This is a genomic window from Desulfuromonas sp., from assembly GCA_002869615.1.
Taxonomy (GTDB): Bacteria; Desulfobacterota; Desulfuromonadia; order Desulfuromonadales; family UBA2294; genus BM707.
Genome location: PKUH01000115.1, coordinates 1 through 12,090 on the forward strand (window position 1 = coordinate 1; position 12,090 = coordinate 12,090).

Annotated in this window: 11 protein-coding genes; 2 read left to right on the plus strand and 9 right to left on the minus strand. The window is 51.9% G+C overall.

All coding sequences use genetic code 11. From position 1 onward, the window contains the following. The coding region (locus C0623_14250; GenBank protein PLX97879.1) for a phosphohydrolase at nt 1–2,238 on the minus strand (2,238 nt) is incomplete at its 3' end. 31 nt (nt 2,239–2,269) lie between these two features. Continuing rightward, entirely contained in the window at nt 2,270–3,259 is a 990-nt protein-coding gene (locus tag C0623_14255) for a phosphate starvation-inducible protein PhoH (GenBank protein PLX97880.1), read from the minus strand. Between the two features lie 157 nt (nt 3,260–3,416). On the opposite strand from C0623_14255, the gene C0623_14260 reads away from it, so the two are divergent. Then, on the plus strand, nt 3,417–4,703 hold the full coding sequence (locus tag C0623_14260; protein ID PLX97881.1) for a phosphopyruvate hydratase: 1,287 nt from the start codon (nt 3,417–3,419) through the stop codon (nt 4,701–4,703). Between the two features lie 89 nt (nt 4,704–4,792). Here the strand turns inward: C0623_14260 and C0623_14265 are convergent, their stop codons facing one another. From C0623_14265 to C0623_14295, 7 genes are all read right to left on the minus strand, one after another. Then, nucleotides 4,793–5,251: a hypothetical protein gene (locus C0623_14265; protein ID PLX97882.1), complete on the minus strand. Its 459-nt coding sequence runs from the start codon at nt 5,249–5,251 to the stop codon at nt 4,793–4,795. A gap of 13 nt (nt 5,252–5,264) precedes the next feature. Continuing rightward, complete coding sequence (locus tag C0623_14270) at nt 5,265–5,624, minus strand: hypothetical protein (GenBank protein ID PLX97883.1); 360 nt, start codon at nt 5,622–5,624, stop codon at nt 5,265–5,267. A gap of 32 nt (nt 5,625–5,656) precedes the next feature. Further along, nucleotides 5,657–5,953, minus strand: a complete 297-nt coding sequence (locus C0623_14275; GenBank protein PLX97884.1) for a hypothetical protein — start codon at nt 5,951–5,953, stop codon at nt 5,657–5,659. 84 nt (nt 5,954–6,037) lie between these two features. After that, the gene (locus tag C0623_14280; protein PLX97885.1) at nt 6,038–6,973 is read right to left on the minus strand and encodes a hypothetical protein; all 936 of its coding nucleotides are present in this window, start codon (nt 6,971–6,973) and stop codon (nt 6,038–6,040) included. A 57-nt stretch (nt 6,974–7,030) separates the two neighbouring features. Further along, complete coding sequence (locus tag C0623_14285; protein ID PLX97886.1) at nt 7,031–7,777, minus strand: succinate dehydrogenase; 747 nt, start codon at nt 7,775–7,777, stop codon at nt 7,031–7,033. Continuing rightward, nucleotides 7,777–9,693 carry a succinate dehydrogenase flavoprotein subunit gene (sdhA, locus tag C0623_14290; protein ID PLX97887.1) on the minus strand — a complete coding sequence of 639 codons (1,917 nt, stop codon included), beginning with the start codon at nt 9,691–9,693 and terminating at the stop codon, nt 7,777–7,779. Before sdhA ends, C0623_14285 begins: the two co-directional genes overlap by 1 nt. Nucleotides 9,694–9,708: 15 nt before the next feature. Beyond that, the gene (locus C0623_14295) at nt 9,709–10,368 is read right to left on the minus strand and encodes a succinate dehydrogenase/fumarate reductase cytochrome b subunit (GenBank protein ID PLX97888.1); all 660 of its coding nucleotides are present in this window, start codon (nt 10,366–10,368) and stop codon (nt 9,709–9,711) included. A gap of 490 nt (nt 10,369–10,858) precedes the next feature. Here C0623_14295 and C0623_14300 point away from each other — a divergent pair, with 490 nt between their 5' ends. Beyond that, nucleotides 10,859–11,986: a tRNA guanosine(34) transglycosylase Tgt gene (locus tag C0623_14300; GenBank protein PLX97889.1), complete on the plus strand. Its 1,128-nt coding sequence runs from the start codon at nt 10,859–10,861 to the stop codon at nt 11,984–11,986. The last annotated feature ends 104 nt before the right edge of the window (nt 11,987–12,090 follow it).

Sequence of the window (12,090 nt, forward strand, 5' to 3'; positions counted from 1 at the left end):
CGGTTCAGGATAGTCAACACGGTGATGGAAGATACCGGCCAGGATTTTTTCGAAACTGATGGCAATTTTATTGACATCCTTGAGGGTCAATTCGCATTCGTCAAGCTGACCGTCAATAAATATGTTGTTAATAATTTTCTGAACCATCCCCCGGATCCGGGCCGGTGTCGGGTCGGTCAGCGTCCGGCCGGCCGCCTCTACTGCATCAGCCAGCATGATCAGGGCGGCCTCGCGGGTCTGCGGCTTCGGCCCGGGGTAGCGGTAGTCACGCTCATCAACCTGCTGAACATTCTGGTCGACCTGGTTCTTCGCCTTGTCGAAAAAGAATTTTATCAACCCGGTGCCGTGATGTTCACGGATGACGCCGATGATTGCACCTCCGAGTTTATGCTCCCGGGCAATCTCGACACCATCCTTGAGATGTGCCATCAGGATCAGGGCACTCATTGAGGGCGCCAGTTTGTCGTGCTTGTTGTCGCCGAGACCTACATTCTCGATAAAATACATCGGTTTCTTCATTTTACCGATATCATGATAATAGGCAGCGACTCTGGCCAGCAGCGGGTTTGCATTGATATCTTCAGCCGCCGATTCCACCAGGTTGCCGACAACAACGGAGTGATGGTAAGTGCCGGGAGCCTGGATCATCAGTTCCCGCAAAACCGGAGAGTTCATGTTGGCAAGTTCGAGCAACTTGATATCGGTCGTATATTTGAACAGATGTTCGACCAGTGGGATTGTTCCGGTAACGATGATCGCGCAGATCAATCCATTAGCGAGCCCGAAGCCTGCTTTGTAAAGTACCTGAAGATCAAACTCATGACCGGCCAACAATTGCAAACCGAGCAGAATCATGAAATTGACCAGAGCAAGGCGGAAGCCAGCCCGGTAGAGGGTCGCCCTCTGGGCACAATGACGAACCCAGTGAGCGCCGGTCAAACTTCCGGCAAAGGCATAAAAGGTCAGAAAAAGAGAATTCCCGAAAAAAATTCCGACCAGCAGGGCGACCAGAATCGAGAAAAAGATGGCAACTTCCGAATTGAGTACGATCCGGACCAGCATGGCACCAACGGCGAACGGGACTGCGTAATAATAACTCGAGGAGTTGATGTACGGAAAAGAACTCTCGAGGGCCGAAGCAACAAAGATTGAGACCTTGATCAGAATAAACAGGCCGACAAAGGTCGTAGCCAGGAACCAGAGATCACGGTTATTGAGATTGTATTTGCGAATATTGTTGCTGGCAAAGCGATGACATACAAACATCATGACAATGGTTAGGACCAAAAGTCCAAGAGCCGTTCTCATGTTCCGAACATCGCTGCCGATGTCGCTTAAAGCCTTGAGCCGCTCAACCTGATCAGCCGTAACCCGCTCGCCTTCGCGGACGATCATCTCACCCTGCTTGATCTGATAGACTACCGCCGACACCGACTTCCTGGCATTATCGCGACGTGATTCATATTCACTTTTGTTGAATGTCAGGTTCGGTCGAAGAATCTTGCTGACAAGCAATCTAAGATCTTGCCGTTGACCTTTTTCGATCGCTTTGTTTCCACCAATCAATTCGGCAAACAGGTCGGTTGCATCACCAAGCCCGATCACATCCGGAATATCCTTTGAAGCAACCTCTTCATCTGTGGTCAGATCACGGACAACAACACCGCGTTCTCGTTCGGTCTGAAAAAGTTTGAGGTTGGCGACAACCTTTTTCGACATTGTGGCCAAAAGAGCTTCACGCAGTGCGCGGGCAGCCCCATCATCGCCGGCAAGATCGATGAGGAGTGACATTTCCTTTTTCTCAAGACTGGTTCCAAGCAGATTTTCGATCTCCGATTTCAATTCATCAGGTGTTTGCCCTTCGGCAAGAGCATTCCTGCTCAGATCAAGGGCCTGCTGCACCCGGTTGACCAGCCCGATACCGGCTTCGGAATCAAAATCATAAATCGGCAACACCGTATCTTCAGCTTCAACGCGTTTCTTTTCGGTCATGTCAGCATCGGGAATCAACAGTTCCCGCGAAGCTTTGACGTCGCGCGAAGCGATGTCGCCAATAGAATAATACCCGGGGGTAAACCCGCCTTTCGGAATGATGATGACCGTCAGGACGATGGCCAGCAGAAACATAACGATATAACGCTGGTAACGAAGATCGATCGAATTGATCAATTTCTTCCACTGCGGTTGTTTTTTCCCGGTACGTGCCGTGGATTCGGATTTTCGTTCGCTCGACGCCATATAATTAAATGTCCATCAGATCAGTAGATCGTCAGGTACGTCTCCCTTGTTTTGATTTATCGTATGCCTGAACAATTTTCTGAAAAATCGGGTGGCGTACGACATCCTGATCACTGAAGTTTGTGATCGAGATCCCATCTACCTGCTTCAACACCTTTACGGCATCGACGAGGCCCGAAGGACGACCGTCCGGCAGATCAACCTGGGTTACATCCCCGGTTATAACGGCCCGACTGCCAAAACCGAGTCTCGTCAAAAACATTTTCATCTGCTCAACCGTCGTATTTTGTGCTTCATCAAGGATAACAAAGGCATCATTCAGCGTCCGCCCGCGCATGAATGCAAGCGGCGCGACCTCAACAATCCCCTTGTTAATCAAATCCTGACCGGCATCAAAATCGAGCATATCGAACAGTGCATCATGCAACGGCCGCAGGTACGGATTTACCTTTTCGGCAATATCCCCCGGCAGATAGCCGAGTTTTTCCCCTGCTTCAACCGCCGGGCGGACAAGCAGGATGCGGCTGACTTCCTTCTTGTTTAAATGCGCCACCGCCATCGCCATCGCCAGATAAGTTTTGCCTGTACCGGCCGGGCCCACTCCGAATACGACATCATGCTGGCGCATCGCATCGATATAAGTCTTCTGCGCCAGACTCTTCGGTGATATTACCTTGTTGCGAGCCGAAATCAGAACCGTATCTAAAAATATATCCTTGAGATTGACCCGTGAGTCATGACTCAGAATCCTGCTCGCATAATCAATGTCGTTCGGGAAAAGGGGATAACCCTCTTTCAGTAGAGAATAGAGCTCCTCGCAAAGCCTGACAGCGAGTTGCACCTGAGGTTGATCGCCTTCGAAAATCAGCCGGTTCCCTTTCGACCCGATCCGGACTCCGAGATAGCGTTCAATCAGCTTGAGATGACGGTTCTGTTGACCGAAGAGCAGATTGGCCAGTTTTTGATCCTGAGCAACGAACTCTGTAGTCGTATCATGTTTTGTCAATAAATCATCCTTCATCGAAAAACGCTCATAAAATACCACCGTAACTTGGGAAAAGCAATGCCCTTGCACAGCAGATCAAAAAGGGCTTTCAATTTAGACCTGCTGTGCTATAAATAGTTCGCCTGATTACAAATTATCACACTCCAATATATCCTCATAAACAGGAGAGAACATGAGCGAAATCATCGATATCTATGCCCGTGAAATTCTCGATTCACGCGGCAACCCGACCGTAGAAGTTGAAGTTTATCTCGATAGCGGCGCCATGGGCCGGGCCGCTGTACCAAGCGGCGCCTCGACCGGTGAGCGCGAAGCCCTCGAATTGCGTGATGGCGACAAGAGCCGCTATCTCGGCAAAGGCGTCACCAAGGCTGTCGAAAATGTTAATGAGGTGATCGCCGAAGCCCTGATCGGCTGGGAAGCGACCGACCAGACCGGAATCGACCGCAAACTGCTTGAACTCGATGGCACCGACTTCAAGAGCAACCTCGGCGCCAACGCCCTGCTCGGTGTTTCACTTGCCTGTGCCAAAGCTGCTGCCGAAGATTCCGGCCTGCCGCTCTACCAGTATCTCGGCGGCACCAACGCCAAGGAATTACCCCTGCCGATGATGAACATCATCAATGGCGGCGAGCATGCCGACAACAATGTCGACATCCAGGAATTCATGATCATGCCGTGTGGCGCCGACTCCTTCAAGGAAGCTCTGCGCATGGGTGCCGAAATCTTTCATGCGCTTAAAAAAGTGCTGAGTTCGAAAGGATACAACACCGCAGTCGGTGATGAAGGCGGTTTTGCGCCGGATCTCAAGAGCAACGAAGAAGCATTGCAGGTTATTATGGAGGCGATCAAACAGGCCGGCTACAAGCCGGGTGAAGAAGTTGTACTCGCCCTTGATGTTGCAGCATCCGAACTCTACAAGGATGGCAAATATATCCTGGCAAATGAAAAACAGTCAGAAAAATCAGCCGAAGAGATCGTTGAATTCTACACTGACCTGGTTGATCGCTACCCGATCATCTCAATCGAGGATGGCATGGCCGAAAACGACTGGGACGGCTGGAAACTGATGACCGAAAAACTGGGCAAGAAAATCCAGATTGTTGGCGATGACCTTTTTGTCACCAACACCAAAATCCTTAAAGAAGGGATCGACAAGGGCATCGCCAACTCGATCCTGATCAAGGTTAACCAGATCGGCACCCTGACCGAAACCCTCGAAGCAATCGAGATGGCCAAGCGGGCCGGTTACACTGCCATTGCATCACACCGCTCCGGCGAAACCGAAGATACGACCATTGCCGATCTTGCTGTTGCCACCAACTGCGGTCAGATCAAAACCGGTTCCCTCTGTCGAACCGACCGGGTCTGCAAGTACAACCAGTTACTACGGATTGAAGATGAGTTGGATGAGATTGCCGTTTTCGGTGGTATGGATGTTTTCTACAATCTCCGTTAACAGAAACATCTTTTCATTTTTTCGTTCCAAGACCAAAAAAGAAGCCTGCTCAATCGAGCAGGCTTCTTTTTTGTTATGCTTGCTATTTGCTACTTGTCACCAAACACTGAATCATAGTAATTCCTCAAGGATTCGACATGCTGATCATCAGCCCGGGCAAGTGAATTAAACATTGTCATTAATGATTTGTCAGTCACCTCGAGCGCATTCGACAGGTGTGCCTTGCTGAAGTATTCCTCGATTTTGATCGCGGTTTTCAGCGCCTTCTCCGCCGAAACATCACGCTCCCGCACTTCCTTCAGCAACTGCTTGGCCTTGGCCAATGCCTCCTCGAGCAGATTGATAGAGATTTTCTGCTCACCGAATACTTGCTCGTTGGCGACGCGCTGGGCCAGTTGGATCTGCCGTACATGATCAAGTTCATCATCAGCCATCTGCCCCCAGAGACGGGACAGAGACTCCTGATCGCTGAAAACAGTCTCCCAGTGCCGGTAGATATCAGCAACCGTTTGTTCAATCTCCTGGCAAATCCGCAATAACCGCTGCATGAATAATCCGTCGTCAGAGTTTAAGTTTCAGTTGATAGGAATTCCCTACGCGAACACGGGAAATTCTACCCGAGCGATCAAGGTTGAGCAACATTTTTTGCAAATCTTTTCGCTCAATATCAGCCAGCTCGGGATACAGATCCTTTTGCAGAATTCCGGGTTGAACCTTGATCACTTCAAGTATTCGTGAAACCGGTTCTGCCGCATCAATCACCGACTTCCCGGCTCCGGAATTTCCAGAGTCCCCGGAAGGTGAAGCGGTCTCTCCGGAGGATTCAATTTCTGCCCGGATATCTTTTTCAAGCGTCGTCAACCAGCGCCAGAGCATAATACCGCCGCCCAGGGCGAGCACCAGCAACACAAACCAGGTCATCTATCAATAACTCCCTTTTAAAGTAATCAGGTTCATGTTTCTTCATGAAACCATTTATCAAACCAGGTCCGGTGATCCTTTTCGGCCAGAATTGAGAGATCTTTGGGACCGAGCCAGACCCCGCCGCATCCCGGACATTTATCGAGTGGAACTTCACGGAAGGTTATCGGCTTGATCTCGTCACCGCACTTAGGGCAACGATTTTTACAGTATTTGCGAATCAGTTTTTCATCGGTGTCATGTCTGATCTTTTCGATCAATTCTTTTTCAAGATTATAAAAATATTGATTTTCCAGTGCTTTCTTGCGTTCTTCCCAAGCATCAGGCATCTCAGCACCTCCTTGAAATGACAGGGTTTTTTACAATTATACTCGCTAGAAAGAAAGCTGCAAGGATGACTACGGTATAAGCGGCTATCGTGGTGCTAATTCAAGGCTAATTGACCCACATCCGTAGGAAGCACTTTTTCCGATATGAAACAGACTGCTCATAACAATGACATTGAGCACTTCATCGATATCGATCCGGCCAAGATGGATTATGCCGACTATACCACCGATGTCCTGCCATTTGTCCCCTTCCATTGTTCGCCAGTCATGCCAGTACAGCTCCGATGATACCGTTTCAATCTCGGAGACCCTGTCGACCAGGTACTGAGCATCGTCAACCATTTCAATCCCGTAACAGGTATACAGCATCGAAGTAACCCGTCTCAGCATAAACGGGAAGATATCATGGAAATTGGGTTTGAAGGTCGGCTTATTGTTCGAGAGCAATCGGGCTGGAGTCTCAAAGCGGAGTCTCAGACCTGCAGCCAGGTTCTGGGATGAATCAATCTGCCATGCCAGCGGGCGCAGTGGCAAAGAAACGGCCGGGCGGTCGTCATCTGGTATTGGCACTCGTGAAAGGTTTTCAGCCTGGTCAAAAGCCCCGAGGTTAATAAGTTCGAATTTCCCTTCACCACGATATAATCCGAGTCGTCCGAGTCGGCGCAACAATGAACAGAATGTTGATATCTGTGCACCGCACTCACCGAAAAAAAGAACTTCCAGGCTAAACTGGTCTCCGGCATCAAGGTCCAGGTTCTCCTCTTTGAACGGCTTGAGGACAAACCGGGGTGACGGTTTCTGATAGAGTCGCCTGGCAAAAGGATCGGCTGAAAGGTCAGGTTCGAGCAGGGTCTCGAGCCACGCCTGGTCAATCGGGTCGTTAGAAGCAGTCCGGGAAACACGTTTGAACTCGCGGCGCAATCGCAGCATCATCCCTTTTTCCAGTAGAAAAGGCTCCTGGAATTCAAGATCGAAAATGACCCGACAATAATTTGCTTGGGATAATGATTCATTCATCATAAAAAAATGGGCGGGTCAAACGACCCGCCCATATCGTAGCATTTTCAGCCGAACAAACTACTCGGCTTGCGGTATTGCCTTGATCATTTCACGATTCATCCGTGAAATGAAGGTGGTGCGCACGCCTTTCGGACAGGCCGCTTCGCACTCGTAGTGGTTGGTGCAGTTACCAAACCCTTCGGAATCCATCTGGCCAACCATTGCCTTGACGCGACGCACAGCTTCAGCAACTCCCTGCGGCAGAACTGCCATCTGGGCAACTTTAGCCGAGGTAAAGAGCATCGCTGACGCGTTCGGGCAGGCGGCAACACAAGCGCCGCAACCGATACACTCGGCAGCATCCATCGCCATATCGGCGGCCGGCTTCGGTACCAGAATGGCGTTGCCGTCAGCAACACCGCCGGTGTGGGCCGATGTGTAGCCGTAGGACTGGATGATCCGGTCAAGCGCATTACGGTCAACCATCAGATCCTTGATGATCGGGAAAGCACGGGAGCGCCACGGCTCGATGTAGATCTGGTCGCCATCCTGGAAGCGGCGCATATGCAGCTGACAGGTGGTGATCTCACGCTCCGGGCCGTGCGGGATTCCATTAATGACCTGTGAACAGGTACCGCAGATCCCTTCGCGACAATCATGATCAAATTCGATCGGCTCGATACCTTTGGCAATCAGGTCTTCGTTGACTTCGTCGAGCATTTCGAGGAACGACATGTCGGGGCTGACACCCTTGGCCTCGTACTGCTCCAGGCGGCCCTTGTCGTTCGGGCCATTCTGTCTCCATACATGCAGTATCAGATTCATTATTTGTAACTCCTTACGGCAAGTTGGACGTTTTCAAATTTCAGGGGCTCCTTATGCAGCTCCGGCTCCTTGTCCACACCTTTGAATTCCCAGGCAGCAGCGTAGGTGAAGTTTTCATCATCACGCATTGCCTCGCCATCTTCGGTCTGATGCTCGGTCCGGAAATGGCCGCCACAAGACTCTTCACGGTGCAGTGCGTCCTTGGTCATAACTTCGGCGAACTCGAGGAAGTCGGCAACCCGGCCGGCGTTTTCCAGCTGCGAGTTGATCTGTTCCTTGTTGCCGGTGACATTGACGTTCTGCCAGAACTCTTCACGCAGAGCCGGAATCTTCTTGAGGGCGTCATTAAGGCTGGCATCGCTACGCGCCATACCAACATTTTCCCACATGATCTTGCCGAGTTCACGGTGGAACTGGGCGACCGACTTCTTGCCGTTGATATTCATCAGCGTGTCGATCTGGCCCTTGACCTCTTCAACCGATTTCTTGAATTCCGGATGCTCGTCTGTGATTTCACCCGGAGTTACACCGGCGAGGTAATTGGCGATCGTATACGGTATAACGAAGTAACAGTCGGCCAGGCCCTGCATCAGCGCCGAAGCGCCGAGGCGGTTGGCACCGTGAACCGAGAAGTTCGCTTCACCGAGGACAAACAGGCCCGGAACATTGCTCATGCAGTTGTAGTCAACCCAGAGTCCGCCCATTGAATAGTGCGGTGCCGGGTAAATACGCATCGGCTGCTTGTAGGCGTTTTCGTCGGTAATTTTTTCGTACATCTGGAACAGGTTGCCGTAACGCTCACGGATGGTGTCTTCACCAACCCGGTCGATCGCCGACTGGTAGTCGAGGTATACACCCCGCTTGCCCGGGCCGACGCCGCGCTCGTCATCACACTGTTCCTTGGCGGCGCGTGAAGCAATATCACGCGGCGCGAGGTTGCCGAAGGACGGGTACTTGCGCTCGAGGTAGTAATCACGATCCTCGTCCGCAATATCCCCCGGGGCTTTGTCAGTGTCTTCCTTCTTCTTCGGAACCCAGCAGCGGCCGTCATTACGCAGCGACTCCGACATCAGGGTCAGTTTCGACTGATGATCGCCGGTCTGCGGAATGCAGGTCGGGTGAATCTGGGTGTAGCACGGGTTGGCAAAGAAAGCGCCTTTTCGGGCGGCTTTCCAGGTGGCTGTGACCGAGCAGCCCATGGCGTTGGTCGACAGGTAGAAGACGTTGACATAGCCGCCGGTCGCCAGGATAACAGCATCACCCCAGTAGGTTTCGATCTCGCCATTGACCAGGTTGCGGCAGGTGATGCCTTTGGCAGCGCCATCGACAACAACCAGATCGAGCATTTCGCGACGGGCAAAGAGCTTGACCGTGCCAGCTTTGACCTGGCGCATCAACGCCTGGTAAGCACCGAGCAGCAACTGCTGACCGGTCTGACCGCGGGCATAAAAAGTCCGGGAGACCTGGGCCCCGCCGAACGAACGGTTATCGAGGTAGCCGGCGTAGTCGCGGGCGAACGGAACGCCCTGTGCAACACACTGGTCGATAATGTTGTTGGAGACCTGGGCCAGACGCCAGACATCGGCTTCACGGGCCCGGAAGTCGCCGCCCTTGATGGTATCGTAGAAGAGGCGATAGATGCTGTCGCCGTCGTTCGGATAGTTCTTGGCCGCGTTGATGCCGCCCTGGGCAGCAATCGAATGGGCGCGGCGGGCGCTGTCCTGATAACAGAACGCCTCGACATTGTAGCCGAGTTCGCCAAGTGAGGCCGCGGCGGCGCCACCGGCGAGGCCGGTACCAACGACGAGAACTTTGAATTTACGTTTGTTGGCCGGGTTGACCAGCTTCATATCGAAGCGGTGCTTGTCCCAGCTTTCCTGAATCGGTCCAGTTGGACATTTACCGTCGAGTATCACTGTCTTACCCCCTATCTATTTAGCTACGCCGCAGAAAACGACTGCGACATAACCGATGAGAAGTACGAAGGAGACGACCTTGCCCAATGTGCCAATACCATCAAAGGTAGTGTCATTAGTCAGGCCGAGCGTCTGGAAGAAGCTGCCAACACCATGGAACAGGTGCAGAGCGAGGCAAACCATTGCGATCAGATAGATCATCGCAATCGCCACGCTGTTGAAGCTCTGGACAACCATGGTGTAAACATCGAACCGACCGGACGAATCAACCAGCGCCTCGACATTCTCCACGCCGACAACATGGCCGGTGAAGTGCAGAACATGATAAATAACGAAGGCCAGAATGATGCAACCGGTGACGATCATTGACCGGCTTGCAAAAGTGGCTTCCTCATTTACTTTCTGCATGTACGCTACGGGACGGGCCGATGAGTTTTCAACAGTCAGTTGCACGGCGAAAACAATGTGCACTGCGAAAAGCACCAGCATGACCGCTCTAAAAATCCAGACAACCGGACCAAGGCTGTGCAGCTTGGCTGCATAAGCATTGATCGCATCGGCGCCAGCAAAGAGCGACAGGTTCCCGAGCAGGTGAACACAGATGAAAGCAACCAGCAGAACGCCGGTTACCGCCACCAAGATCTTTCTCCCCACAGAACTTTGCGTCAGAATCATGTTTCTTCCCTTGTGACGTTAATTGCGATTCGGGTTGAATCGCGATTCAATAATAAAATCCCCACCGAAAGTCTAAATTCCCGGCAGCAGGGTGGACTGACCGGGAAAGCCTGTATGAAATTAAAAAGAGATGGGGCCATGGCGCCTGAGAGGCGTGTTTTCGGCGATGCCAGCTACCGAATTTCATGTCATTTCAAGCGGCCCTACCAACCATTCAATGCCGAATTACATCCATTTTTTACCGGCATTAAAACTTGTTCTAAGTACCATTCGCACCCGCGATATGTCAACTGAAAAATTGCACACTGTATACACATTCAAAACAGCGTTAACTTGCATCATTACTGATCTTTTCCCCACCGTTCCACTCTTCTTTCTAATGAATAAAGATGACTTTAGAACTCCGGTTTCTGTTGCACCGGAAATACGCATCTGTTATGGTCCGGCGCAGACAGTTTTACCGATTCCAAACATGGATAGACTTAACACTATGCTCGAGTTCAAGCTGATTAATAAAGACAAAACCTCACGGGCCAGACGCGGACAGGTCACAACCCCGCACGGCATTATCGAAACGCCGATTTTCATGCCGGTCGGCACCCACGCGGCGCTCAAGGCGATGACTCCGGCCCAGGTGGATGAAACCGGTGCGCAGATCATCCTGAGCAACACCTACCACCTGCATCTCAAGCCGGGTGAAGGATTGATTGAAAAGGCCGGAGGCCTGCATCAATTCATGAACTGGAACAAGCCGATCCTGACCGACAGCGGCGGCTTCCAGGTTTTTTCCCTGCCGAAGAAACAGATTGGTGACGATGGCGTCCGCTTCAGAAACGAAGTGACCGGCGATGAAACCTTCCTCGGACCCGTTGAAGCAACAAAAATCCAGAACCGACTCGGCGCCGACATCATCATGGCCTTTGATGAATGTATCCCCTATCCGTCAACCCACGATTACGCAGCTAAATCGATCAAAAAGACCTTACGCTGGGCCGAGATCTGCCGCCGGACCCACGGCCGTACCGACCAGGCCCTGTTCGGGATTGTCCAGGGTTCAATCTACGATGACCTGCGCCGGATATGTGCCGAGGAGTTGACCCAACTCGATTTTCCCGGATACGCCATTGGTGGTGTCTCGGTTGGCGAGGGGTTGGAACTGCTGAAAAAGGTCGTTGATTATACCGAACCATTCTTGCCTGAAAACAAGCCGCGCTACCTGATGGGAGTCGGCCTGCCGGAGGATATTCTCGAAAGCATCGATCGTGGCATGGACATGTTCGACTGCGTCATCCCGACCCGCTACGCCCGCAGCGCCACCCTCTTCACCCGGCGCGGCAAGATTCGGCTGACCAATCGCCGCTACCGGCGTGATTTCTTCCCGGTCGACCCATCATGCGACTGCTACTGCTGTCGGAACTTCACCCGGGCCTACCTGCATCATCTCTACAATGCTAATGAAGTATTGTCAGCAACCCTGGCTGCAATTCACAATGTCCACTTCTACCTGAACATGGTCGCCGCAGCGCGTGATGCTATCGAAAAGAATGAATATTCCGACTTCAAGAACGACTTCCTCGGCGAATACGGATTTTTTGAGGAAAAACCGAGACCGACGTAAATAAAGATCTGCTACACTGTCAGACAAGATGGAGACTCCGGAGCAGCAAAAACTCGACCAGGATCACGTCCGCAGACTACATCGCGCCCTGACCGGCAGCAGCG

Bases quoted from the DNA above. Each gene is read 5' to 3' on its own strand.
- C0623_14285 (PLX97886.1), bottom strand. From the start codon at position 7,777: ATGAATCTGATACTGCATGTATGGAGACAGAATGGCCCGAACGACAAG.
- C0623_14275 (PLX97884.1), bottom strand. From the start codon at position 5,953: ATGCCTGATGCTTGGGAAGAACGCAAGAAAGCACTGGAAAATCAATAT.
- C0623_14270 (PLX97883.1), bottom strand. From the start codon at position 5,624: ATGACCTGGTTTGTGTTGCTGGTGCTCGCCCTGGGCGGCGGTATTATG.
- C0623_14265 (PLX97882.1), bottom strand. From the start codon at position 5,251: ATGCAGCGGTTATTGCGGATTTGCCAGGAGATTGAACAAACGGTTGCT.
- C0623_14295 (PLX97888.1), bottom strand. From the start codon at position 10,368: ATGATTCTGACGCAAAGTTCTGTGGGGAGAAAGATCTTGGTGGCGGTA.
- C0623_14300 (PLX97889.1), top strand. From the start codon at position 10,859: ATGCTCGAGTTCAAGCTGATTAATAAAGACAAAACCTCACGGGCCAGA.
- C0623_14280 (PLX97885.1), bottom strand. From the start codon at position 6,973: ATGATGAATGAATCATTATCCCAAGCAAATTATTGTCGGGTCATTTTC.
- C0623_14255 (PLX97880.1), bottom strand. From the start codon at position 3,259: ATGAAGGATGATTTATTGACAAAACATGATACGACTACAGAGTTCGTT.
- C0623_14260 (PLX97881.1), top strand. From the start codon at position 3,417: ATGAGCGAAATCATCGATATCTATGCCCGTGAAATTCTCGATTCACGC.